This is a genomic window from Serinibacter arcticus, from assembly GCF_003121705.1.
GTDB lineage: Bacteria > Actinomycetota > Actinomycetes > Actinomycetales > Beutenbergiaceae > Litorihabitans.
This window is the reverse complement of sequence record NZ_PYHR01000002.1, coordinates 2,530,495-2,553,978: the sequence shown is the minus strand read 5'-3', so window position 1 is coordinate 2,553,978 and position 23,484 is coordinate 2,530,495. Positions and strand designations below refer to the sequence as shown.

At 73.1% G+C, this 23,484-nt stretch carries 20 protein-coding genes and 1 pseudogene; 9 read left to right on the top strand and 12 right to left on the bottom strand.

The features are described 5' to 3' along the window. Positions 1-8: 8 nt before the first annotated feature. Both C8046_RS11535 and C8046_RS11530 read right to left on the bottom strand, forming a co-directional pair. Entirely contained in the window at positions 9-1,364 is a 1,356-nt protein-coding gene (locus C8046_RS11535; RefSeq protein ID WP_109229565.1) for a GntP family permease, read from the bottom strand. A 57-nt stretch (positions 1,365-1,421) separates the two neighbouring features. Continuing rightward, positions 1,422-2,579 carry a glycerate kinase gene (locus tag C8046_RS11530; RefSeq protein WP_109229564.1) on the bottom strand — a complete coding sequence of 386 codons (1,158 nt, stop codon included), beginning with the start codon at positions 2,577-2,579 and terminating at the stop codon, positions 1,422-1,424. 203 nt (positions 2,580-2,782) lie between these two features. Between C8046_RS11530 and C8046_RS11525 the strand changes: the two genes are divergently transcribed. From C8046_RS11525 to C8046_RS11515, 3 genes are read left to right on the top strand one after another with little or no spacing between them, the layout of a single operon-like run. Then, positions 2,783-4,168 (top strand): hypothetical protein, encoded by a 1,386-nt coding sequence (locus C8046_RS11525; protein ID WP_109229563.1) that lies wholly within the window; start codon positions 2,783-2,785, stop codon positions 4,166-4,168. Beyond that, positions 4,168-4,821 (top strand): tetratricopeptide repeat protein, encoded by a 654-nt coding sequence (locus C8046_RS11520; RefSeq protein ID WP_109229562.1) that lies wholly within the window; start codon positions 4,168-4,170, stop codon positions 4,819-4,821. The genes C8046_RS11525 and C8046_RS11520 overlap by 1 nt, the downstream gene beginning before the upstream one ends. 2 nt (positions 4,822-4,823) lie before the next feature. After that, on the top strand, positions 4,824-5,381 hold the full coding sequence (locus C8046_RS11515) for a hypothetical protein (protein WP_109229561.1): 558 nt from the start codon (positions 4,824-4,826) through the stop codon (positions 5,379-5,381). 15 nt (positions 5,382-5,396) lie between these two features. Here C8046_RS11515 and C8046_RS19460 read toward each other — a convergent pair whose 3' ends face one another. Both C8046_RS19460 and C8046_RS20215 read right to left on the bottom strand, forming a co-directional pair. Further along, on the bottom strand, positions 5,397-5,873 hold the full coding sequence (locus tag C8046_RS19460) for a helix-turn-helix domain-containing protein (protein WP_235866303.1): 477 nt from the start codon (positions 5,871-5,873) through the stop codon (positions 5,397-5,399). A gap of 259 nt (positions 5,874-6,132) precedes the next feature. Further along, positions 6,133-6,417, bottom strand: a pseudogene (locus C8046_RS20215) (sugar diacid recognition domain-containing protein); the annotation flags it as partial. Between the two features lie 210 nt (positions 6,418-6,627). Between C8046_RS20215 and C8046_RS11505 the strand changes: the two are divergent. Genes C8046_RS11505 through C8046_RS11490 form a run of 4 tightly spaced genes read left to right on the top strand, consistent with a single transcriptional unit; the run spans position 6,628 to position 9,516 of the window. Beyond that, entirely contained in the window at positions 6,628-7,443 is an 816-nt protein-coding gene (locus tag C8046_RS11505) for a DUF4397 domain-containing protein (RefSeq protein ID WP_109229560.1), read from the top strand. Between the two features lie 5 nt (positions 7,444-7,448). Beyond that, positions 7,449-8,186: a class F sortase gene (locus tag C8046_RS11500; RefSeq protein WP_109229559.1), complete on the top strand. Its 738-nt coding sequence runs from the start codon at positions 7,449-7,451 to the stop codon at positions 8,184-8,186. A 57-nt stretch (positions 8,187-8,243) separates the two neighbouring features. Further along, positions 8,244-8,789, top strand: coding sequence for an RNA polymerase sigma factor (locus C8046_RS11495; RefSeq protein WP_235866301.1), 546 nt, complete (start codon positions 8,244-8,246; stop codon positions 8,787-8,789). Then, a complete protein-coding gene (locus C8046_RS11490) occupies positions 8,776-9,516 on the top strand; it encodes an anti-sigma factor (protein ID WP_109229557.1) in 741 nt (246 codons plus the stop codon). Before C8046_RS11495 ends, C8046_RS11490 begins: the two co-directional genes overlap by 14 nt. 187 nt (positions 9,517-9,703) lie before the next feature. On the opposite strand, the gene C8046_RS11485 is transcribed toward C8046_RS11490, so the two are convergent. The 6 genes from C8046_RS11485 to C8046_RS11460 form a co-directional block, all read right to left on the bottom strand. Then, complete coding sequence (locus C8046_RS11485; protein ID WP_235866300.1) at positions 9,704-11,128, bottom strand: Ig-like domain-containing protein; 1,425 nt, start codon at positions 11,126-11,128, stop codon at positions 9,704-9,706. Beyond that, positions 11,041-12,489: a glycoside hydrolase family 53 protein gene (locus tag C8046_RS11480; RefSeq protein WP_109229555.1), complete on the bottom strand. Its 1,449-nt coding sequence runs from the start codon at positions 12,487-12,489 to the stop codon at positions 11,041-11,043. Before C8046_RS11480 ends, C8046_RS11485 begins: the two co-directional genes overlap by 88 nt. A gap of 259 nt (positions 12,490-12,748) precedes the next feature. Continuing rightward, positions 12,749-13,666: a sugar ABC transporter permease gene (locus C8046_RS11475; protein ID WP_109229554.1), complete on the bottom strand. Its 918-nt coding sequence runs from the start codon at positions 13,664-13,666 to the stop codon at positions 12,749-12,751. Then, complete coding sequence (locus C8046_RS11470; RefSeq protein ID WP_109229553.1) at positions 13,666-15,282, bottom strand: ABC transporter permease subunit; 1,617 nt, start codon at positions 15,280-15,282, stop codon at positions 13,666-13,668. Before C8046_RS11470 ends, C8046_RS11475 begins: the two co-directional genes overlap by 1 nt. 70 nt (positions 15,283-15,352) lie before the next feature. Then, complete coding sequence (locus C8046_RS11465) at positions 15,353-16,627, bottom strand: sugar ABC transporter substrate-binding protein (protein WP_109229552.1); 1,275 nt, start codon at positions 16,625-16,627, stop codon at positions 15,353-15,355. A 91-nt stretch (positions 16,628-16,718) separates the two neighbouring features. Further along, the gene (locus C8046_RS11460; protein ID WP_235866299.1) at positions 16,719-18,845 is read right to left on the bottom strand and encodes a beta-galactosidase; all 2,127 of its coding nucleotides are present in this window, start codon (positions 18,843-18,845) and stop codon (positions 16,719-16,721) included. Between the two features lie 265 nt (positions 18,846-19,110). On the opposite strand from C8046_RS11460, the gene C8046_RS11455 reads away from it, so the two are divergent. Beyond that, on the top strand, positions 19,111-20,082 hold the full coding sequence (locus C8046_RS11455; protein ID WP_235866298.1) for a LacI family DNA-binding transcriptional regulator: 972 nt from the start codon (positions 19,111-19,113) through the stop codon (positions 20,080-20,082). Positions 20,083-20,402: 320 nt separating this feature from the next. Beyond that, entirely contained in the window at positions 20,403-20,744 is a 342-nt protein-coding gene (locus C8046_RS11450) for a hypothetical protein (RefSeq protein WP_146197136.1), read from the top strand. Positions 20,745-20,858: 114 nt separating this feature from the next. On the opposite strand, the gene C8046_RS11445 is transcribed toward C8046_RS11450, so the two are convergent. Continuing rightward, positions 20,859-22,391: a SidA/IucD/PvdA family monooxygenase gene (locus C8046_RS11445; RefSeq protein WP_109229548.1), complete on the bottom strand. Its 1,533-nt coding sequence runs from the start codon at positions 22,389-22,391 to the stop codon at positions 20,859-20,861. A gap of 43 nt (positions 22,392-22,434) precedes the next feature. Next, positions 22,435-23,445: an ABC transporter substrate-binding protein gene (locus C8046_RS11440; protein WP_109229547.1), complete on the bottom strand. Its 1,011-nt coding sequence runs from the start codon at positions 23,443-23,445 to the stop codon at positions 22,435-22,437. Between the last annotated feature and the right edge of the window lie 39 nt (positions 23,446-23,484).

Below are 23,484 nucleotides of genomic sequence, written 5' to 3'. Positions count from 1 at the left end.
GTCCGCGCCTACAGGACGAAGAACCCGATCACCCAGATCGTCGCGAACGCCGCGGTGCCCTCGATCGCCGTCGCCACGCTGAGCGTGCGGTACGCCGTCGCGACCGGGATACGGCCCAGCCGCGAGACGACCCAGAAGTAGGAGTCGTTGGCGTGCGAGACGACCATCGCGCCGGCACCGACCGCGAGCACGGCGAGCGCCGCGCCCATCTCGGTGCCCAGTCCGATCTCGCCGAGCAGCGGGGCGACGAGCGCCGACGTCGTCACCATCGAGACCGTCGAGGAGCCCTGCGCCGTCTTCAGCGCAGCCGCGATGAGGAACGGGACCGCCAGACCGATGCCGAGGCCCGAGAGGCTCCCGCCGAGCACGTCCATGAGAGGCGAGGCCGCGAGCACGGCACCGAAGGAGGCGCCGGCCGCCGTGATGAGCAGGATCGGCGCGGAGACGCGGATCGCGTCGTCGATCTGGCTGTTGAAGGCCACGAGCTTGCCGTTGCCGCGCAGCAGCGCCGCCGCGGCGAGCAGTCCGATGATCAGCGCGATGACGGGGGTCCCGACGAACGCCAGGATCTCGAACGCCACGCCCTCACCGATCGGACGGCTGGGGATCTTCGCGATCGACGCGCCGCAGATGAGCAGCAGCGGCAGCAGGATCGGCAGGAACGCGGGGAACGCCTTCGGCAGCACGCCGTAGCTGGCGCGCAGCTCCTCGTACGTGTGGTCCATCTCGTCGTCGTCCTCGGCCGGCAGCAGGTCGACCGGCGTGTGCAGGAAGCGGTTGGCGAACAGCATCGCCGCGAGCGCCGCCACGGCCGCGACGGGCAGACCGATCGCGATCAGCAGGCCGAGGTTCTCCACGCCGAGGTTGGACGCGGCCGCGAGCGGGCCGGGCGTCGGGGGCACAAGGGTGTGCGTGGCGTACAGGCCGGTCATCAGCGCGATCGACGTCGCGAGCGTGGAGACTCCGGTGCGGAGCGTGACGGCCTTGCGCAGCGAGTTCAGGATCACGTAGCCGGAGTCGCAGAACACCGGGATCGAGACGATGTAGCCGATCACGGTCATCGTGAGGTTCGGGAACCGCGTGCCGATGATCTTGATCAGCCAGTCGGCCATCGCGATCGCGGCGCCGGAGCGCTCGAGGATGACGCCGATCATCGTGCCGAACAGGATCACGAGGCCGATGTTGCCGAGCGTCCCCCCGAACGCCGTCGTGATCGTCGAGATGATGTCGGCCACCGGGATGCGGTACGCGAACGCACCGATCAGCGCGGCGCCGAGCAGCGCCAGCACGGGGCTGACCTTCCAGCGCGCGGTGACGAGCACGATGCCCGCCACGAGCGCGATCAGGATGAGGATGTCGAGCATGGGGGAAGGCTCCTTCGCCTCGGAGGCGCGTCAGCGGCGACGCGCACGGGGTGGGGGTTACAGGCCGAGCAGCCGCGTGATCACGGCCGCCGAGTAGGTGATGTCGTCCGCGGTGGTGCGGGTGAGGTCGGCGAGGGTGCGGGGGCCGCGCGCGGCGGCGAGGGCGGTGGTGACGCCGTGGGCCCACATGTCCTCGGGGCTCACCATCACCTCCCCCGCGATCACGACGACGGGGACGCCCGCGGGGGCGTGCGCGGCGACGGCGTCGACCACCTTCCCGTGCAGCGACTGCTCGTCGAACCGGCCCTCGCCCGTCAGGACGAGGTCGACGCCGTCGAGGATCTCCCGCAGCCCGAGCGTCTGCGCCACCAGGGCGGACCCGGCGACGAGCTCGGCGCCGAGGAACGCCTGGAGCGTCAGCGCGATCCCGCCGGCCGCACCCATGCCCGGTCGGTCCCGCAGGTCCTGACCGGTCTCCCGCGCGACGACGTCCGCGAGCCGCGCGAGGCCGGCGTCCAGGACGGCGACGTCGTCGGCCGTCGCCCCCTTCTGCGGCCCGAAGATCGCGGCGGCCCCGTGCGGGCCGACGAGCGGGTTGGTGACGTCGCACGCCACGCGCCACGTGACGGCTCGGGCGCGGGGGTCGAGTCCGCCGAGGTCGATGCGCTCGAGGGAGGCGAGCGCCCCGCCGCCGGGGGGCAGGGGCTCGCCGTCGGCGTCCAGGAAGCGGGCGCCGAGGGCCGACAGCAGGCCGATGCCGCCGTCGGTCGTGGCCGAACCGCCGATGCACAGGATGATCTCGGTCGCGCCCTGCTCGATCAGGGTCGCGGCGATGGTGCCGACGCCGCGCGAGCAGGCCGTCAGCGGCAGGAGCTCGGTGTCGGAGACCTGCGGCAGACCGTTGGCCTCCGCGGCCTCGATCACTCCGGTGCCCGACGGCGAGAGACCGAACCGCGCCGTCGCCGGCCGCCCGAGGGCGTCCGTCGTGCGCACGGTGCGGGCGCGCTCGCCCCAGGCGTCGAGCAGGGCGTCGAGCGTGCCCTCGCCGCCGTCGGCCAGCGGGCTCAGGCGGATGTCGAGATCTCCTGCGCGGGAGGCCTGCTGGACCCCGCGCGCCATCGCCGTGGCGACCTCGAGGGCCGAGAGGCTCCCCTTGAAGGAGTCGGGGACGATGGCGATGCGGACACCACGGCCGGACAGCTCGTCATTGGGCATGACGGGAACGCTAGGCGTGAGGTGGGCCACAGGACTACGGCAGGATGCACCGATGTTCCTCCGTCGATCGGGGCGGGGCAGGGCGTTCTGCCCAATTACGGCCGGTGCTGCCGCGTCGGTGGTCACCCCGGCGGCCGGGGTCCGGCGACACCCGACGCACATCCGTTCCGACCCGGCCCACGCTCCTTTCGTAGAGTCGACGAATGACGACGCCTCCCTCCGATCCGTCCGCCATGAAGCACTGGACCGAGCTGCCCGGACTCGCTGACACCGCCACGCGCCTGCTGCGGATCGACCGCGAGACCGCGGCCCGCCACTCGGCGATCCTGCCCGGAGCCGTCCACGTCTGGACCCCGGGCCGGGGCGGACCGCAGCTGCTGATGGACTTCGCCGGGAACGCGATGGTCGCCGACTCGGCCCTCTCGCAGGAGCTGATGCTGACCGCCTTCAACCGCGGCATGCGCACCGACGACGCCGAGGCGGCGCGCCTGATCCACGCCGGGTCGAACCTCATGGCCTACGCCGCCGCCACGACCGGCCGCACACCCACGAAGGTCCCCCGGGAGGACCCCGGCGCGGACGCGATCGGCGCCCTGGGACGCGGCCCGTTCCAGCAGACCACGCCCGAGGAGATCGAGGCCCGGCTGTCGCGCGGCGGGGTCGGGTCGTGGGTCTTCGTCGGCATCGACCGGGCCCACGGCCCCGGCCACTGGTTCATGGCGGCCGTCACCGCCGAGGGGATCCAGGCCGTCGACCCGCTGATCGGGCGGAACTTCGCCTGGCCCCCGGAGATCGGCGCGATCCGGTGGTGGACGGACGGGCCGCCGAGCACGCCCCCGGCCCGGGTGGTCGTCGACGTCCGCTCGCCGCGCGGGGTCCGCATCTGGACCGAGACACGGCCCGAGCTGCAGGGACGGGCGCTGGAGATCCTCGAGTACTTCGCCCGGAGCGAGGACCTGCACGCCCGCAGCGCGGTGTGGAACAGCTTCTCGTGGGCCGCCGTCGCGTCGTCGGGCAGCGACCTCCGGCTCGCCACGACCGACCTGACCAAGCCCGGCATCAAGGCGCTCACCTGGGACGTCGATCCGATGCTCGAGCTGCGCGAGGCCGAGATGCGCGTGGCGGCCGGCGTCCGGCGCGACCCCATCCACCTGGTCGACCACCTGCGGTGGCGTCCCGAGATCGTCGAGCGCGGTCGCGCGGTGCTCCGTCGCCGTTCGCGCGCCGACGGCGACACGGGCTGGCTGCTCACCACCTCGGTGGACGACGACGGCGCGGACCTCCCCCTCGTCGCGGCGCACGAGGTGCACCGCGTGGCACCGTGGGTCACGCCGTTCCTCTCGCACCCGGTCGGGACGCTCCTCGAGGTGGCGGCGGACGGGACGGTGACGCCGCTGAGCGCGCCCGCTCCGGCCACCGCCCCACGACCCCGCCCCGCCGCCTCACCGACTACGAGCACGCCCGCGCCACCCTCGCGGACCGGTCCGCGAGCGCCGAGCAGCTCCTCGAGGCGGCGCACGGGATCCAGGGCGCGTTCGCGCGCAACGAGCACCTGCTCGGGATCCTGCCGCCGGATGCCGAGTCCGTGATGAAGGACGCCTATCTCGCCGCCGACCGGAAGGGCTCGCGCCTCGCGGCGCTGATCTGGGTCCGCCGCGACTACTTCGCGCGCGTCGAGCCCGCGGGCCCCGCCGTCGCGCGTCTCGAGGAGCTCGTCGTCGACGATCCCGACGGCGCCGCCCACCTCCTGCGCGGCTGGATACGGGGCCAGGGCTACGGCTACCCGCAGGACTGGGCGGCCTCGGCGGCCGACCTCGAGACCTCGGCCGCCGCCGGCAACGCCGACGCCCTGTTCGAGCTGTCGGTGCTGGCGGCCACCGGCCGCGGGATGCCCCAGGACGACGCCCGCTCCCGCGACCACCTCGACCGCGCGGCGGCCGTCGGGCACCCGCGGGCGCTGTACAACGTGGCCGCCGAGCACGCGACGGGCCGTGGGCGGCCGCAGGACTCTGCGCGCGCCCTCGAGCTGTACGTGCGCGCGGCCGAGCAGGGGCACGCTCGTGCCGCCTGGACCGCCGGCGTCATGACGCTCACCGGCGAGGGCACACGGCCCGACGCCGATCGCGCAGGTCATCTGCTGCTGGAGGCGCGGGACCTCGGCTTCGACCTCGAGGGCGCCACCGCCGCGCTGCCCGACGCCCTGCGGCAGCGGGTCGTCGCAGCGCTCGACGGCAGGGGCTGAGCATGGACGTGCTGTTCGACGGGGGCGTCGAGGTGCACTACGGGTTCCTCTACCTCCAGCCCTCCGAGGCCGACGCGGAGATCGACCTGATCGACGCCCGGGCCGGCCAGGCCAACGGGCTCTGCGGCGCGGCCCACCCCGGCGTCCTCGCGATGATCACCGGGCTCCACACCGGACGCGTGCCCGTGCGCGTCGAGCTGCTCGCCGAACCCCCGGCACCGGTGCCCGCGGAGGACTGGGAGGACGTCGTCGAGGTGTCCGTCGATCTCGCCGACGCCGACTACGCGCTGACGTCGTTCGACGCCCTCCACCCCCTCGACCTCCCGGCCGGGCCGCACCGCGCCCGGTGGCTCGCGCGCGGGATGGACGCCGCCCGCGAGACGGACGTCTCGGACGGCTCGGAGGATATCGACCGCTACCTCCTCCAGCTGTGGCCGGCTCCGCCGGGCGCGGAGGCCGTGATCCGCCGGGGCAGCGAGATCGCGGCGTACTGGGACCAGGTGGCGGCCGAGACCGTGCCGCAACCGCGGTCCGCCGCGGCTGGTTCCCCGCTGGCCTGACCGCGCCGGCGGGACTCAGCCCGCCGCGCCCTCCCCCAGCGCCTCGCGCGCCAGCAGCCCGAGCCGGAGCGCCGCGAGGTCGGTCGGCACCCGCGGGTCGAGCCCGGTCCGCTCACCGATCCGCGCCAGGCGCTGCACCAGCGTGTTGCGGTGGACGAACAGCGCGGCGGCCGCGGCGGCGAGCGTCGTCGCCCCGGCCATCGCCACGACCGTCTCGGCGTCCGACGGCGACAGGCGCGCGACGTCGTCGGCCCGCCGCTGCAGCGACGCGAGCGGGAGGTGACCGAGCCCGAGCAGGAGCGCCGCCCCGCCGTCGACGTCCGCACCCCCGACAGGAAGCAGGCGCGGGTACGGCGCCAGCGCGCGCAGGTCGAGGGCGTGCGCCAGGAGCGCGCCGGCCCCCGGGACGGCGGCGACGCGCAGCCCGCGCGCGCCGGGCACGTCGGGCGCGTGCGGCGCGCGGGTGAGGATCCAGAGCAGGCCGTGCAGCACGGCGGCGGTGGTGTTCGCGCGCGTTGAGGTCGGCGACGAGGGCCGACGAGTTCGCGGGGGGCGCGCTCCGGCGGCCACCGCCGGCACCGGCGTCGAGGTCGGCCTCGGCCCAGACGCTCAGCGTCCACGGCCCCGTGCCCAGGCCCGCGACGCGCAGCAGCGAGCCGACCTCCGCGGCCTCGAGCTGGCCGGAGGTGAGCGCGGCGAGGAGCTCCCGGGCCGCCGTCGCGCGCCTCGTCGCGGCGTCGTAGGAGCGCTCCTGAACGATGAGCAGCTGCACCCCGAGCGCGACGACGGTCGCGAGCTGGCCGACCTCGCGCGGATCCCCGGTCACCCCGACGACACCGACCAGCCGACCGTCCACGACCAGCGGCTCGTTGACCCCGGGACGGTCGGACGAGCCCGCTTCGGGCACCGTCACGGTGACGGCGCGGGCCTCGGCGATCACGCGCGTCGCACCGTGGTGCAGGGTGCCGATCCGCTCCGGATCGGACGAGGCGATGATGACGCCGTGGGAGTCCATCACGTTGACGTGACGGTCCATCCGGGTGGTGACGGTGTCGACGACGCGCTGCGCGAGCTCGCTGCTGAGCGGCTCGCTCACCTCGGCGCTGGTCACGCCGCGACGCTACCGCCTCGACCCCGATCTCGATCGGTGGTGCCGCGCTGCATCCAAACCCGTCCCGTCCAGGGAAGTACTCCACGTCAGACCGATCGCGCCCTCACCCGGCGTCAGCGACGAAGGAGCACTGAAATGCGTCTGCGCACTCCCCTCACCCTCGGCCTCGGTGCCGTGATCCTGGCGGTCTCCGCCTCCCCCGCCCTCGCAGCACCCGGCGACGCCCAGCTGTCCGTCCTGCACGCCGTGCCGGACACCACCGTCGACGTGTACGTCAACGGTGCCCTCACCCTCGACGACTTCGCCCCCGGCACCCTCGCCGGCCCGCTCGAGCTGCCCGCGGGCATCTACAGCGTGGCGATCACGGCCGCCGACGCCGCCGACGCGTCCGCGCCGGTCATCGGCCCGATCGACCTGCCCCTGACCGGCGGCACCAGCTACACCGCCGTCGCGCACCTCGACGCGGCCGGCACCCCCACCGCGACGCTGTTCACCAACGACACCTCGGCCACCGCCGCGGGCGAGGGCCGCCTGACCGTCCGCCACGTCGCGGCCGCCCCCGCCGTCGACGTCCTGGCCGGTGGCGCCGCCGTCGTCTCCGGTCTCGAGAACCCCGACGAGGCCACGCTGAACCTGCCCGCCTCGACCGTGTCGGCCGCCGTCGCCGCGGCCGGGACGACCGAGCCGCTGATCGGCCCGGCCGACGTGCCGGTCACCGACGGCACGCTCACGATCGTCTACGCGTGGGGCAGCCTCGAGGGCGACAGCCTCGCCCTCGCCACCCAGACCGTCGCCGCCGGCCACTCCGCCCCCGGCGGCGTGCCCACCGGTGAGGTACGCGTGCCCGACGGCGGCGTCTCCCCGGCGCTCCTGATCGGCGCGGGCCTGCTGGCCGTCGCCGGTGCCGGCGTCGTGCTCGCGCGCCGCACCACCACCACCGAGGGCCGCTAGGTCGGATGAGCCCTCGTCCCACGTCGGCCGCGCGGACCCCCTGCCGCGCGGCCGGCCCCACCGCTCTCGTCGTCGCCCTGGCGCTCTCCCTCACCGCGTGCGGTGGGGCGAGCAGCGCCGGGAGCGACGGCGGGAGCGAGGCCTCGCCGTCGTCGTCCTCCTCGGGGGCGACGACGGCGGGGCCCACCCCTGCGCCCCCGGCGCCCGCCGCCCCCGCGTCGCCGGCCCCAGCAGCGCCCGCCCCCACCGACGTCCCGATGCTCGACGCGACCGCCCCGCTCGCCGCCACCGCGCTCGGCACTCCCCCGACCGAGGTCAGGGTCGAGGCGGCCGACGTCGACGTGCCCGTCATCCCGGTCGGCATCGCACCCGACGGCCAGACCGAGGTGCCGCCCGACGCGAACGACGCCGGCTGGTACCGCTTCGGTCCCGGCGTCGGCGCTGACCGCGGCGCGACCGTGATCCTGGCGCACGCCGGCTCGGAGATCACCCCCCGCGGACCCTTCAGCCGCCTCAAGGCGCTGGGCGGCGACGAGATCGTCGTCGTGACCGGCGCCGACGGCACCGAGCACCCCTACCGCGTCACCTCCGTGGAGGTGCTGGAGAAGCAGACGCTCGACCTCACCCCGTACTTCGTGCGCGACGGCGAGCCGCACCTGGTCCTCATCACGTGCGGAGGCGTGTGGGACGAGGCCGCGAACAGCTATCGTTCGAACGTCGTCGTCACCGCGGTTCCGGTGTAGGGGCCGATGACGCAGCCAGCTCGAGGACGAGCGCGTCCGGCCCCGGAGGTGAGTGCAGTGGAGGATCCGCTCACCGCCGCCTTCCGCCGGGGCGACGCCGAGGCCGTGCGCGAGGTCTACGACCGCTGGTCGCCCCTGGTGCACACGCTCGCGCTGCGTGCGCTCGGCAACGCCGGCGACGCCGAGGACCTCACCCAGCACGTGTTCGTCGAGGCGTGGCGGACGCGGGCGAAGTTCGACCCGGAGCGCGGCGCACTGCCCGCCTGGATCGTCGGCATCACCCGGCACGCCGTCGCCGACGCACTCACGCGCCGCACCCGGCAGCGCGAGGGGGTCCGGACTCTCGCGGCCGACGCCCTCACCTCCCCGGCCCCCGACCGGGACACCGCGGACGCGGTGGTGCGGACCGTCGTCGTGGCCGACGCGATCGCCAGCCTCGGCGAACCGCAGGGCGCGATCGTCGCGCTCGCGTTCTACGAGGACCTCACCCACCACCAGATCGCCGCGCGGACCGGGATCCCGCTCGGCACGGTCAAGAGCCACATCCGACGTAGCCTGCTACGTCTGCGTGAGAGATGGGAGGTGCCCGATGCCGCACTCTGACCCCGAGGACCTCGCCCTCGTCGCCCTCGGCGAGGCGCCGTCCCCGACCGACGCCGAGCACCTCGACATCTGCGAGCTGTGCCGCGCGGAGCTGGCCTCGCTGACGGACGTCGTCGACGGCGCCCGCGTCGTCGCGCCGCTCGTCGCCCCGCCCGCGCGGGTGTGGGACCGGATCGCGGCGCAGATCGCGGACGAGTCCGACGGGGCGCCGGAGTTGTCCCCGGCGCCCGCGGCCCCCGTGGCCCGGCCCGACGACGCGCGCCCCCTTCCCGCCCCGGTCCCGCTCGACGCCCGACGGCGCCGCGCCCGCCTCCCGCTGCTGGTCGCCGCCTCGGCGGCAGCGGGCGCCGCCGTCGTGCTCGGGGTGCAGGCCGTGCTGCCGGACCCGACCCCCGCCGTCGTGCAGCTGGCGAGCGCCTCGCTGGAGCCACTGCCGGGCTGGGACGCCTCCGGCTCCGCCGTGCTCGAGGAGGTCGACGGCGGTCCGGTGCTGCGCGTCGACCTCCCCGACGACGTCCCGAACGAGGGCTACCGCGAGGTGTGGCTCATCTCGACCGACCTCCAGCGCCTCGTCAGCCTCGGGGTGCTCACGGGCGACGCGGGCTCGTTCGACCTGCCGCCGGGCATCGACGTCGCGGACTTCGCGATCGTCGACATCTCCGACGAGCCTGTCAACGGCGACCCGGCCCACTCGGGCGCGAGCATCGTCCGCGGCCAGCTCGCCTGACCGCCGCCCCACCAGGGGGTACTTCCAGCCCCACCAGGGGGTACTTCCAGCCCCCCGCGGGGGTGATCTCCGCCGTCGCCCCCGAACGGACCCCGCGGGAACGACGGAGCGGGGCGGCGGGCTCTCGCCCACCGCCCCGCTCCGCCCGACGTCGCGACCTCAGGTCACCGCGTCAGGGATCCCGGCCTCAGAACCCCTCGTGGTGGAACCGGTACAGGAACGCCGCCATCGCGTCGCGCGCCACCGGTGCCAGCGGCAGGTAGTGCGACGTGCCGTCGTTGCCGACCCAGCCCGTGGCGACCTTCGCGTCGACCATCCACGCGATCTCCGTGGCGAACTGGCTCGTCGCGGGGACGTCCGTGAAGTACGGCGTCGCGGGAGCCGTGTACTCCGGCGAGTCCGCGGCCCGGTAGAGGAACGCGGCCATCGCGTCGCGCGCGATCGGCTCGAGCGGGCGGAACTCGGCGCCCGACGGCGTCACCCACCCGGTCGAGATGCCCTCGTGCGCGAGCCACGCGATCTCGGTGAAGAACTGGTTGTCCTTCGACACGTCGACGAACGGCGACACCTCCGGCTCCTCGAACTCGGGCGAACCGGCGAGACGGTAGAGGAACGCCGCCATCGCGTCGCGCGCGATCGGGGCGAGCGGACGGAACTCGGCCGCCCCCGTGGCCGGGTCGACCCAGCCGGTGGAGATGCCGGCCTTCGCGAGCCACGTGATCTCGGTGCGGAACTTCGTGTCGGCGAGCACGTCGGTGAACGCGTTCTTCTCGAGGCCCGCGAGCGCGGCGGTGAGCGCCGCGGCGGCGCCGTCCACGCTCTCCTGCCCGGGGGCCGTGGAGCCGAGCACGAACGAGGCCCGCGCCAGGGCGGCGTCGAGCGTCGCGATCGACTCCGGCGTGTACGTCGGACGGTCGAGCGCCTCGGCCTCGGTCACCAGGGCGGCGAGCGCGGCCGTGTCGACCGGCACCTCGTCGGCGACGGCGACGAGCTGGAACTGGTCCAGGCTGCCCCACGCGTTGCGGCTGAGGGACAGGTCGGCGCGCACGACGACGACGCCGTCGGCCCCGACGTTCAGCGGCTCGGTCGTGGGCGTCTGCCACACGTTGAAGCCCGCGAGCGTGAACGGTGCGCGGACCGTCGAGATGCCGGACTGCGCCGAGATGGAGAGCGTGTCGTTCGGTCCGGCGTCGCCGCCCTGCGCCTTGGCGGAGAGCTGGTAGCGGCCCGGGGGAACGTTCTCGATGCGCTGCTCGATCGCGAAGGAGTAGGCGTTGGCCGCCCAGAAGTGCGTGGAGCGCGAACCCGCGAACGGGTTCTCGGCCTTGCTGATCGTGTAGCCGGTGCCGGTGCCGACCCACGGCGCCACGCCCGACTCGAAGCCCGGGTTCACGACGAGGTTGGTGCCCTCGGCGTCGCTCGCCCGGACCACCACGGTGGCCGTCGCGGCGTGACCGCCCGTCGTCGTGCCCCGCACCGTGTAGGTGCCGGCGTCGGTGATCCACGAGACGTCGTCGGACCAGGTCACGTCCTGACGCTCGCTGGTGCCGTCGTTGAAGGAGACCTCGAGGGTCGTGGGCAGCGTGATCGCGGCGCCCGCGACGACAGACACGCGCGGCTGCTCGACCGACTCGACCTCGCGGGGGCGACGGAGCCGGTGACCGCGTACTCGTAGACGCGCAGCGACTCCAGCGGCTTGCCGGTGAAGTCGAAGAGCGCCTGGTTGTCCCAGCCGGAGCCGCCGTAGACGTCGGCCCACTCGCTCTCGGGCATGCCCTCGTACCAGCCGGGCGTCGGCTTGTAGAAGTCCTGCGCGTAGGTGCTCGCCCAGCCCGAACCGTCGCGCTCCCAGAGCGCGAAGTTCTCGGCGAACTGCGTCGGCGGACCGACGGGCAGCCAGGCCGGCTCCCAGTAGAACGTACCGAGGCCCTTGCCGTTCGGCACGTCGGCGATCGCCTGCATGACGTCACGGACGGCGAGCGCCTGGCCCTGCGGCGTGGCCGAGTAGGCGGGGTTGGCCGTCTGGACCGAGTTGGGGGTGCCGTCGCCGTCCTCGAGCGTGTACGTCCAGGACGTCTCGGCGACCGCGACCTCCTTGTCGTACGTCGTCGCGATCTGCGACAGGACGTTGGTGAGGTTCTCCGGCGTCCCGTGCCAGAAGGCGTAGTAGGAGCTGAGGAAGACGTCGTAGTCGACGCCGCGCTGGTCGAGCTCGCGCGCGATGGTCGCGTACTGGTTCGCCCGCTCCGGGTTGGTGAAGTGGACGGCAACCTTCACGTCGTCGCCGAGGGTGTCGCGCACCGCGCGGGAGCCGGCGGAGAACAGGTCGGCCGTGTTGGCCCAGCCCCGCGTGCCGGCGATCTCGCCGCCCGTGGTCTCGTTGCCGATCTGGACCATGCCGATGTCGACGCCGGCGTCCTTCATCTGCGTCAGCGTCTCGACCGTGTAGTCGTACAGCGCCTCGGCACGCTCCGCGGTGGTGGTGCCGGCCCAGGAGCGGGGCGTGTACTGCTGGCCGGGGTGCGCCCAGAAGTCGGAGTAGTGGAAGTTGACCAGCACCCGCATGCCGGCCTCGGTGGCGCGCTGGCCGATGATCGTGGCGCGGTCGGCGTCCACGTTGCCGGCGCCGTAGCCCTTGGTCGGGTCGGAGTCGAGGAACGGCTCGTTCCAGACCCGGATGCGGGCCCAGTTCACGCCGGAGTCGGCGAGGACCTCGAACAGGTCCGCGTCGTTGCCCTCGAAGTCGGAGAAGGTCACCCCGCTCTCCTCGAGCGAGAGGATCGAGGAGAAGTCGGCTCCGTTGATCCAGTCCTCACCCATCCCCTCCACCTTGGGGACGGTGATGCCGGCCTCGACGGGACCTCCGGCGTCGGGCGGTGCGGTGTCGGCCGAGGCCGGGACCGCGAGACCGGCGGCGACGAGCGCCGCGGTCGCGAACGTGGTGACGGCGGCGGTGGTGCTGCGTCTGGACATGACTTCCTCTCGTGGATCGTCGTTGATCTGCCGCCGCGCGGGTGCGCGACGGCCGGACGTTCGTTCCCCCTGCTTTCGCGAGGCCCTTCGGGTCTCATCGCGAGGCCGTTGTGGTGCGTTCGCGAGGCCGTTGTGGTGCAGTCGCGAGGCCGTTGCGGCGCGGCGCAACCCGAGCTGGCGACCGAACGGCCTCGCGACCAGACCGGAACGGCCTCGCGACCAGACCCGAAGGGCCTCGCGAATGGTTGGTGCGGCCGCGTCAGCCCTTCACGGAGCCCGCGGACAGGCCGCCGACGATGAAGCGCTGCAGCGACAGGAACAGGACGAGCACCGGCAGCGCGGCGATCATCGAGCCGGCGGCGAAGAGCCCCCAGCGGGAGGTGAGCTGGTTGGAGACCCACTGGTACATCCCGACGGCGAGCGTCCAGTTGTCCTCGGACGTCAGCACGATCCGGGCCAGGATGAAGTCGCCGAACGAGGAGATGAAGGCCAGCAGCCCCACCACCGCGAGGATCGGGACGACGAGCGGCATGATCAGCTGCCAGAACACCTGGGCGTGGCTCGCGCCGTCGATCCGGGCGGCCTCGTCGATCTCCATCGGGATCGTGTTGAAGTACCCGTACATGAGGAACGTGTTCGCGCCGAGCGCGCCGCCGAGGTAGACGCAGATCAGGGCGATCTTGGAGTTGATCCCGAGCGACGGCACGACCTCACCGAGGGCGTTGAGCAGCAGGAACACCGCCACGAACGCGACCGTCTGCGGGAACATCTGCACGATCAGGAGCGTCGTGAGCGACGCGCGCCGGCCGCGGAAGCGGAACCGCGAGAACGCGTACGCGGCCGCACCGCCCATCGCGACGGCGCCGATCGCCGACGCCCCGCACACCACCAGGGTGTTGGTCACCCAGGTCCAGTACGCGGTGCCGCCGAGCGCGGCGAAGTTGGCCAGGCCCACATCGGAGAACAGCGACGACGAGCCGGCGAGCGAGCCGCGCGGGTTGAGCGCCGCGGACAGCGCGTAGACCAGCGGGAACGCGGCGTAGAACACGATGATGGCCGCGAGGGGGTACTTCCACCCGACCTCGGCCCACCAGCGACGGCGTCGTCCGGGGGTGCGCCGCTCGACCGTCGCGGTCGCCGGCGCCTGGGCGCTCGTGGTGCTGCTGACGCTCGACATCAGATCTCCTCCAGCTTGCGGGTCTGACGGAACGCGAGCGCCGAGATGACCCCGATGACGATGAAGACGATGATCGACAGCGCACTCGCCAGGCCGTAGTCGGCCCGACCGCCCGCGACCCCGGAGATCTGGTAGATCGCGGAGATGAGGATGTCGGTCGATCCGAGCGGCACCGAGGCCCCTGGGAATGCGGGACCACCGCCGGTGAGCATGTAGATGATCGTGAAGTTGTTGAAGTTGAAGGCGAACGACGCGATCGCGAGCGGCGCCGTCGAGACCATCAGCAGCGGGAGGGTGATGGAGCGGAACATCCGCCACCGGCCCGCGCCGTCGATCCGGGCCGCCTCAGCGACGTCGCCAGGGAGCGACTGCAGCGCCCCGGTCGTCACGAGCATCCAGTACGGGTAGCTCAGCCAGAGGTTGACCCAGAGCACGGCGAACTTCGCCAACCACGGGTCGCTCAGCCAGCCGATGTCGGCGCCGAAGAAGAACCAGTCGTTGATGACGCCGAACTCGGAGTTGAGCATGCCGCGCCACAGCAGGGCGGACATGAACGCCGGGAACGCGTACGGGAGGATGAAGATCGTCCGCAGGATCTTGCGGCCCCGCAGCCGCTCGTCGTTGTAGATGAGGGCGAACAGGAGGCCGAGTCCGAAGCTCGTCAGCACGGTGAGCGCCGCGAACGCGAAGGTCCAGGCGGTCACCTTGAGCAGCGGGCCGGCGTAGGCGGCGTCCGTGAACGCGCGCTGGAAGTTCTCGAAGCCGACGCCGACGTACCAGCCGGCGGCGAGCCGGTCGCCGTCGGGACTGACGAAGTTGCCGCGGTCGTCCGGCGAGAAGACCACTCCGGTCTCCGTGTTCGTCAGCGTCTGCGCGGCCGGGTCCCACTCGAGGCTGGAGGTGTAGATCGCCCCCGTCGAACCCTCGCGGGTGCGGATCGAACCCTCCTCGGCGTCGTCGGAGACGGGCACGCGCAGCGAGGTGACCTCGGCGGCGAGGGTCGGGTTGCCGAGCACCTGGGCGCGCGGGACGACCTCCCAGCCCGGGACCTCGACCGGACGGCCGCTCTCGTCGACGACGACCCCGCCGATCGGCTCGAGCGGCTGCTCGGGGGTGCCGAGGGAGACGACGCCGTCGGCGTCGGAGATCGCGAAGCCGAGCACGTCGCCGTCGCGCACCACGCTGAGCGGGTACGACGGCGAGTCCTCGAGGCGCTTCTCGTCCTGGATCAGCGCGGCGTCGACCGCCTGCTGCTGGCTGCCCAGGTGGCCCGTGCCGTAGTTCGTGAAGGCGACGTAGCCGGTGTAGAAGAGCGTGAAGATCTGGAACACCGCGAGGAAGATGAGCCCCGGGTAGAGGTACTTCATCGGCACCGCGCGGCGGGCGAAGTAGATCCAGTCGGCCACCAGGAGCAGCACGGCCAGGACGCCGAGGATGAACCACGACTCGACGTTGTAGGCGGCGACGATCGCCAGGATGCCGATGGCGTTGACGACCATCATGAGGGCGAGCTTCACGAGGAAGCCCCACCCCGGGCCCCGCCAGCCGCGTGCGTGCGACTCCCTGGGCGCGTCCGCACGGGGCGGGCGAACCTCGCTGTCGGTACCGACTGACATGCTCACTCCTTGGTTCGATGTGGCCCGTCCGGGGTGCCGCCGACCAGCGGCGGCACCCCGGACGACTCAGTCAGTTGGCGATGGCCGTCTCGATGTTGGTGACCATGCCCGGCCAGATCGACGCCGGGTCCTGGCCGTTGATCAGCGCGATCTGCGCGGCGTTCCAGAAGTCCCAGACGGCGCCCATCTCGGGGATGTTCGGCATCGGGACGCCGTTCTGCGCGGCCGAGAGGAAGCCGGCGATGACCGGGTCGGAGGCGACGTCGTCGGCCACGGAGGTCAGCGCCGGGATGCGCGGGTCGGCCTCGTAGAGCGCGGCCTGCGCCTCGTCGGTCGACATGTAGTTCGTCAGGAAGTCGTTCGCGAGCAGCGCGTTGGACGACTGCGCGGAGAGGTAGAAGCCCTGGACGCCGACGAACGGCGCGGCGCTCTCGGCGCCGGCGGCCGGGATCGGACCCACGGCGACGTCGACACCGGCGTCGGTGAAGGTCGGGATCGTCCAGGGGCCCTGGACGATGAACGGCGACTGGCCCGTGGCGAAGAGCTCGTTGCCGATGTCGTAGTCGACCGTGTCGGTGAAGTAGCCGGTGCCGGCGGAGCCGTTGTCGAACAGGAACTGCGCGAACGCGAGACCGCTCTCGCCGCCCAGGCCGACCTCGTTGGTGTACGAGCCGTCCTCGGCCTGCACGAAGACCGGGGCGCCGAAGGACGTCTGGAAGCCGTAGGACGTGTACATGTCGCCCTTGGTGCCGCTCGTGTAGAGGATGAACGGGCGGTCGCCGAAGCCGGCGTCCGTCGCCATCTGGATCATCTCGTCCCAGGTGGCGGGCGTCTCCTCGCCGACGAGGGCGGTGTTCTGGATGAGCGCGACGCTCTCCTGGGCGTACGGGAGGGCGTAGAGCTGGCCGTCGTAGGTCAGCGCCTCGACGGTGACGGGCTCGAAGTCGGACACCCGCTCGCCGAGGTCGATCGTGTCGACGACGCCGGACTCGACGAACTCGCCCAGCCAGTCGTGCGCGCCGATCGTGATGTCGGGGCCCTCACCCGTGGGGACCTGGGCGAGGAAGTCGGCCCGGAGGTCCTCGAAGTTCTTCTGGACGACCGTGACGGTGGCGCCGGTGTCGGCCTCGAAGTCGGCGGCGGCGTCGTTGATCGCCTGCTCACGCTCGGCGTCGGACCAGATGACGAGCTCGGCACCCTCGGCGTCACCGCCGCCGGTGGCCGTCTCGGTGGCCGATGAGGTGCCCGAGGCGGTCTCCGCCGGGGCGGGGTCGCCGCCGCCGCAGGCGGTCAGGGCCAGGACGGCGACCGCGAGCGGTGCACCGAGAACGATGGACTTGCGCATTGCTCTTCCTTTCCGTCGACGCACGATCGGCGTCGTCGTCGTCGTCCACATCCTTGCGGGCGACGTCCTGCTGGTTCTGGTTCTGGTTCTGCTAGCTGCCCGCGAGGGCGGCGTCGGAGAGGCCCGCGAGCTCCTCCGAGGACAGGGGTCCACCGAAGTTCTCGGCGGTCCCGGGGCGGACCGGCGCGGTGCGCACGACGGCGACCGCTCCGGCCGGGAGGGTGAGCTCGCCGTCGACGGCCTGCTCGGTGAGGAGGTCGGTGCCGGTGACGGGCACGATCGCGTCGGTCTCGTTGTGGTTGACCGCGACGACGTAGCTCGCGCTCGCGCCGTGGCGCACCATGACCTCCACGCCGTCGGGCGTCGGGGCCGGGGTGACGCCGGCGTCCGCGTAGACCGCGGCCAGCACCGGGGCGAGGGCCGCGACGTCGAGCGTCGTGCCGACGTACCAGCCCGTGCCGGCGCCGTGCGTGTGACGCGTGACGGCGGGGGTGCCCTCCAGCGGACCGCCCGCGGGGGCGGCGCCGTAGGTGGCCCACGGCTGCGCGCCGGCGAGGGCGAGGTCCTCGGTCCAGTCGCGGGAGGTGAGCTCCTCGCCGTCGGCGCTCACGACGGCGACGACGTCGCCCTCGCGCAGCGGCCGGTACTCCTCGACCGTGAGCCCGAGCCCGTCCTTCAGCGGGGCGCCGAAGCCGCCCGCGTGGACGGTGTCGTGCTCGTCGACGGCTGCGGCGAAGCAGGACACCAGGAGCGTCCCGCCGCCCGCGACGAACGCGGTGAGGTTGGCGCCGGCCTCCTCGGTGAGGAGGTACGACGCGGGGGCGACGACGAGCTTGTAGCCCGACAGGTCGTCAGCCGGGTGGGCGAAGTCGACGGGGACGCCGTCGCGCCACAGCCGCTCGTAGTAGGTGCGCATGCGCTCCCGGAAGGTCAGCGCGTCTGACGGCCGCCACTCCAGGTCCTGCGCCCACATCGACTCCCAGTCGTAGAGGACGGCGACGTCGGCCTGCACGCGGGAGTCCTGGACCTCGCCCAGCAGCGCGAGGTGCGCGCCGAGCTCGGTGACCTCGCGGAAGACGCGGCTGGACGTACCGGCGTGCGGGAGCATCGCCGAGTGGAACTTCTCCGCGCCGGAGCGGGAGGCGCGCCACTGGAAGAACATGATCGCGTCGGCGCCGCGGCCGAGGTGCGTGAGCGCGTTGCGCTGCATCTCGCCCGGACGCTTGGCGATGTTGCGGCCCTGCCAGTTCACGGCCGAGGTGGAGTGCTCCAGGAGCATCCACGGGCGACCGCGGGCGACGGACCGGGTGAGGTCGGCGGAGAGGGCGAGGGCGACGTGCGCCTCGGGGTCGGGCGACCAGAGGTAGTGGTCGTCGGAGACGATGTCGACCTCCTGCGCCCACTTCCACAGGTCCGTGTTCCACGACTGGTGCGCCATGAAGTTCGTGGTGATCGGCTGCGGGGCGCGGGCGCGGATGGCGTCGCGCTCGAGGCGGAAGCACTCGCGCAGCTGGTCGTCGGTGAACCGGGCCCAGTCGAGCTTCATGGACGGGTTGCCGGTCGACGGCGTGGCGGCGGGCGCGACGACGTGCTCCCAGCGGGCGAACCGCTGACCCCAGAAGGCGGTGCCCCAGGCGGCGTTCAGCGCGTCGAGCGAGCCGTAGCGCTCCTGCAGCCAGGCCTGCCAGGAGGCGACGGCGCGGGGCGAGAAGTCCTCGGCGACCGGGACGCCGTACTCGTTGTGGACGTGCCACAGGACGACGGCGGGGTGGTCGGCGTAGCGGGCCGCGAGCACGCCGGCGATGCGGACGATCGCGTCGCGGTACTCGGGCGAGGCGTGCGAGGCCATGCCGCGGGAGCCGAAGCCCTTGACGACGCCGTCGGCGTCGATCACGCGGGAGTCGGGGTACGCGGCGAAGAACCAGGCCGGCGGGGAGACGGTGGGGGTGCCGAGGTCGACGGCGATCCCGTTGCTGTGCAGCAGGTCGAGCAGCTCGTCGAGCCAGGCGAAGTCGAACACGCCCTCCTCGGTCTCGAGCATCGCCCAGGAGAAGATGCCGACGCTGACCAGGTTGACCCCGGCCTGACGCATCAGGGTGACGTCCTCGTCCCAGACCTCGCGCGGCCACTGCTCGGGGTTGTAGTCGCCCCCGTAGGCGATGGACCCGGCAAGGGGCCAGACGATGGGCCTGCTGGTGGGCCCGGAAAGCTCCGGCATGACACTCCGTTGAGTCGCGCTGCACATCGGCAGCGTCATCGATACTGTGCACGGTCACAGCCTGTGACCGTGCACAGGTTAACCACATCGTGGACGCGAGCGCTAGCCCCCTCGGGCCCTGATCGCCGACCGTGACGCAACTGTGACCGTGCCCAGTCGTGCGACGGCGGTCGGGGGCGGGGCCCGACCGCTGCGGTTAGAGTTCCCGCGTGGACACTACTGAGGTGGCGACGGCGCCCCCCGACGTCGCCCGACCATCCGTGACGTGGCGGCGGCCGCCGGCGTCTCGCGCGGCACCGTCTCGCGCGTCATCAACGGCGGGCACTGGGTCTCGCCCCCGGCCCGCGAGGCCGTCGAGCAGGCGATCGCCACCACCGGCTACCGCGCCAACCAGCACGCCCGGTCGCTCGTGACCGGGCGGAGCAACTCCCTCGCCTTCCTCATCACCGAGCCGCAGTCGCGCTTGTTCGCCGACCCCGTGTTCTCCATGCTGCTGCGCGGCGCGGCCGAGGCCGTGTCGGCCCGGTCGATGGCGCTCGTGGTGCTGGTGGCCGGCACGCCGAGCGAGCGCGAGAACGCCGCGCAGTACATCGGGGCCGGTCACGTCGACGGCGTGCTGCTCATCTCCTCGCACGAGAGCGACCCCATGGTCCAGCTGCTCCTCGAGCAGGACATCCCGACCGTCGCGTGCGGCATGCCGCTCGGCTTCGCGGGCCGGGTGCCCTCGGTGTCGGTGGAGGAGGCCGGGAGCGCGCGCACCGTCGTCGCCCATCTCCGCGAGCGCGGGCGGCGCCGGATCGCGATGATCACCGGACCGATGGACACCCCCGGCGGTCGCTACCGGCTCGAGGGCTACCGCGACGAGCTCGGCGACGACTTCGACGACTCCCTCGTGGTGCACGGCGACTGGTCGCAGGACTCCGGGACGGCCGGCATGGAGGAGCTCCTCGCGCGCCACCCCGACCTCGACGCCGTGTTCGCCGGATCGGACCTCATGGCCGCCGGCGCGATCATCGCGCTCGGCCGGGCCGGGAGGTCGATCCCCGACGACGTGGCGGTCGTCGGCTTCGACGACTCCGGCCTCGCGCAGGCGCTCGACCCGCCCCTGACGACGATGCGTCAGCCGTTCGACGCGATCAGCGTCGAGATGGTGAACACGCTGGTCGGGCTGGTGGAGGGCGGCGGGACGCGGTCGGTCACGCTGCCGGCGACGCTCGTGGTGCGCGAGAGCACCTGACGGGCGACGGCGGGGCGCGGCCCGGGCGGGCGGGCGCCGTCGCCATGGAGTTCCGGCGGCCGTAGGCGCCGCCCCCCCGCCCCACGTTGCGCGCACGAACGGCCGCTTCCGCCGTCGCGAAGCGACCACCGGTGCGCGCAACGCCGACCGGGCCGCCGGACCGTGTGCAGAAACCCCTCGCCAGTGGTTGGGAGGGGCGGCCCCGGGTGGCCCTGGACGCTCCGCGACCGTTGACTCCTTGCGTTATGTCTGTATAACGTTTCGGTAACGGTCTCAATGACGAGAGGCCCGTCCGGACTACCGAACGGAGCGTGATGATCGTGACGAAGAGTCTGCGAGCACTGCTGGCGACCGGTCTGCTGGCCACAGCCGCACTGGGTGGCGTGCAGGTCGCCGCGGCCCCACCCGCGAGCGCCGTCCCCACCGGCTGCGAGTTCATCGACCACCCGATCCCGAACATGGAGGGCAAGGTCTCCTACTGCGCCGGCGGTGTCGGCTTCCACCGCATCGCGCTCGTCTGCCGGGAGTACGTCGGCGGCCCGACCCACTGGGTCTACGGGGAGTGGGCGGCGCCGGGTGAGTACTCGACCACCGGCTGCTTCAACGGCGACCTGGGCAACTTCATGAACAGCTACCACCGCGAGATCATCAACCCGGGCTGACCCCGGAACCCGAACACGTCCCACCGCCCACGAGACCGATGCGTGGCAGGCGGGACCGAGCCCCCCGGCATCGGTCTGACCTGCCACGCATCGGTCTCGGCGGAGCGGAGGCCGTCAGCGCGCGGGCGGCACCGGGAGCGGCGCCAGCGCCTGCACCTCGTCGACCATCTCCTCGAGGCCCGCGACCACCCGCGGCATCTCCTCCACCAGCAGCGAGCGCACGACGGCGTCAGCCACCCGGTCGGTCCCCCACGGCAGCGCGTTGATCCCCGAGCTCGCTGTCCCCGCGCTCGCGAGCGCCGCCGAGCCGAGCAGGTGCAGGTGCCGCAGGTGCCGGTCCGTCTCCGGCGTGCGTCCGCGGCACGCGAGGCCCGCATCGAGGTAGGGGTAGCGCGCGAGGGCGACGTCGACGGCGTCACCCGCGTCGAGCGGGTACCGCTCCCCCCAGAGGACGACGTCGTCCGCGACGCCCGCGAGCCACGGCACCCGCGTGAGGTCCACGGTGAAGCCCGTCCCGAGGATCAGGTGGTCGAACCGCTCGTCGCCGGCGGGCGTCGACAGGAGCACGCCGCCGTCGTCGGTCGCCGCGACCGCGAGCCACGGGCTGCCCAGCCGGAGGTCGTAGCCCGGGTGGCGCCTGCACCGCTCGACCGAGTGGTCCGGCGGCGGCATCGGGAGCGACAGGATGCTGCGCGTGACGGCGACGCGGACGTCGTCGTCGAGCGTCGCGAAGTGGCGGTACAGCGCCCGCGACTCGACCAGCCGGCCCGAGTTCACGGTCGGCAGCTCGGGGCGCCGCGCGAACTGCACGACCTCGCGCGCGCCGGCCTCCAGCGCAGCGGCCGCGTTGTCGAAGGCCGAGGCGCCGACGCCGAGCACGGCCACCCGTCGGCCGGCCAGCGCCGCGAGATCGATCGCGTCGCTCGAGTGGGACCACCGCGCGCGCGGGAGGGCGGCGACGGCGGCCGGCACCGTCGGGCCGCCGGCACCGTCGATCCCGGTGGAGACGACCACGCGGCGGGCGCGGACCGTCGTCGATCGCGGCGCTGAGGCGGGCGACGGCGCACCCGCGTCCCGTACCTCGAGCGCGACGGCCCACCCGTCCTCGCCGTCCGGCGTCAGCCCGACGACGCGCGCGTCGTTGAGGTACGGCACCGCGAACACCTGTCGGATCCAGCGCAGGTACGCCATCCACTCCTGCCGCGGGATCAGCGTCAGGTCCTCCCACGCCCGCTCGCCGCGGCGCGCGGTGAACCACGACCGGAAGGTCGCGCTCGGGTAGCCGAGGTCGGGCCCGTGCAGCTCCTTGACGGTGCGGAGCGTCGGCATCCGCGCCCACGTCACCCACGGGCCCTCGGCCCCGGCGGTCCCGGCGTCGACCACGAGGACGCGCGGGACACCCTCGCGGAGCAGCTTGCCCGCGACCGTCAGGCCGGCCTGTCCCCCACCCACGACCAGGACGTCGACGACGGCGGGGACCCCGCCGTCGTGCGCCTCGCCGGCCGCGTGGCCGTGCGCCTCACCGCCCGCCTCAGCCCCCACCCCGACCGTCACCCAGGGACGGTCGGGGTAGGCGAGCTGCTCCTGCTCGAGCCGCAGCCGCGCCTCGAGGGCGGCGAGGGCGGTGGACGCGGCGTCGTCGGTCATGGCGTGAGGGCTGCTCCTGTCTCGGCTGCCGGAACGATCCGGCTCAGCCCTCGAGAGCGGCGCGCAGCGGCTCGGGGTCGAGCGCGGCGCGGATGTCGGGCAGGTCGGGCAGCACGCCGAGGTCGACGAGCGTCTGGGTGCTGGTCTCCATCCAGGTGATCGTCTCGTCCGACGGCTCCTGGACCTCGTAGACGCGGCGCTCGATCGTGACGGCGGCGGCCTCGGCGGTCATGCCGGTCTCGGAGACGAGGTACGCCTCGGCGGCGTCGGTGTTCTCATTGACCCAGGTGGTCGAGGCGTCGTAGCCCTGGATGAAGGCCGCGAGCGAGTCGCCGTGCTCGGCGATGTAGTCCTCGGTGGTGACCATGACGATCGGGTTGAGGAAGAAGTCCTCACCAGTGACGATCGCGCGGCCGCGGTCGGTCAGCTCGGCCTGGGCGAAGAACGGGTCCCAGGTGTACCAGGCGTCGATCGCTCCGGAGGAGAGGGCCGAGAGGCCGCCGTCGGGTGCGACCTGGATGTAGTTGATCGAGTCGGCCGGCATGTCCTCGCGCTGCAGCATCATCGCGAGGAACGGCGCGAGCGACGTCGAGAAGCCGCCGACCGTCTTGCCCTCGAGGTCCGCGATGGACTCGATGTCGGAGTCGGGGGACACCAGGACGGCGTGCGTGTCCGGGCTCTGCTCGGTGACCGCGACGATGCGCAGGCCGGGGTTGGCCTCGATCGTGGTCGGGTCGAAGCCGCCGATGACGATGTCGGTGTGGCCGGCCACCAGGGCCAGCACGCCGTCGTTCCCGGAGGAGACGAAGTCGACCGACATGCCGCTCGCGTCGGCGCCGAAGGGCTCGTCGAACAGTCCCTCCTCCAGGCCCGAGGGCAGCGCGGGGTAGGCGACGAGCGTGGAGACGCGGGGCAGCTCGATCGAACCGGAGGTGCCCTCGCCGGTGGGCCCCTCGGCGGAGTCGTCGGAGGGGCCGCTGCACGCGGCGACGGAGAGCAGGCCGACGACGCCGACGAGGGCGGCCGAGCGTCGGAACCAGGGGGTGCGGGACACGGTGGAGCTCCTTGGGTGGGTGGTGCCTGGTGGAGGGGG

Coding starts and splice junctions, on each gene's coding strand:
- C8046_RS11535 (WP_109229565.1), bottom strand. CDS start 1,364: ATGCTCGACATCCTCATCCTGATCGCGCTCGTGGCGGGCATCGTGCTC.
- C8046_RS11530 (WP_109229564.1), bottom strand. CDS start 2,579: ATGCCCAATGACGAGCTGTCCGGCCGTGGTGTCCGCATCGCCATCGTC.
- C8046_RS11525 (WP_109229563.1), top strand. CDS start 2,783: ATGACGACGCCTCCCTCCGATCCGTCCGCCATGAAGCACTGGACCGAG.
- C8046_RS11520 (WP_109229562.1), top strand. CDS start 4,168: ATGAAGGACGCCTATCTCGCCGCCGACCGGAAGGGCTCGCGCCTCGCG.
- C8046_RS11515 (WP_109229561.1), top strand. CDS start 4,824: ATGGACGTGCTGTTCGACGGGGGCGTCGAGGTGCACTACGGGTTCCTC.
- C8046_RS11505 (WP_109229560.1), top strand. CDS start 6,628: ATGCGTCTGCGCACTCCCCTCACCCTCGGCCTCGGTGCCGTGATCCTG.
- C8046_RS11500 (WP_109229559.1), top strand. CDS start 7,449: ATGAGCCCTCGTCCCACGTCGGCCGCGCGGACCCCCTGCCGCGCGGCC.
- C8046_RS11490 (WP_109229557.1), top strand. CDS start 8,776: ATGCCGCACTCTGACCCCGAGGACCTCGCCCTCGTCGCCCTCGGCGAG.
- C8046_RS11480 (WP_109229555.1), bottom strand. CDS start 12,489: ATGTCCAGACGCAGCACCACCGCCGCCGTCACCACGTTCGCGACCGCG.
- C8046_RS11475 (WP_109229554.1), bottom strand. CDS start 13,666: ATGTCGAGCGTCAGCAGCACCACGAGCGCCCAGGCGCCGGCGACCGCG.
- C8046_RS11470 (WP_109229553.1), bottom strand. CDS start 15,282: ATGTCAGTCGGTACCGACAGCGAGGTTCGCCCGCCCCGTGCGGACGCG.
- C8046_RS11465 (WP_109229552.1), bottom strand. CDS start 16,627: ATGCGCAAGTCCATCGTTCTCGGTGCACCGCTCGCGGTCGCCGTCCTG.
- C8046_RS11460 (WP_235866299.1), bottom strand. CDS start 18,845: ATGCCGGAGCTTTCCGGGCCCACCAGCAGGCCCATCGTCTGGCCCCTT.
- C8046_RS11445 (WP_109229548.1), bottom strand. CDS start 22,391: ATGACCGACGACGCCGCGTCCACCGCCCTCGCCGCCCTCGAGGCGCGG.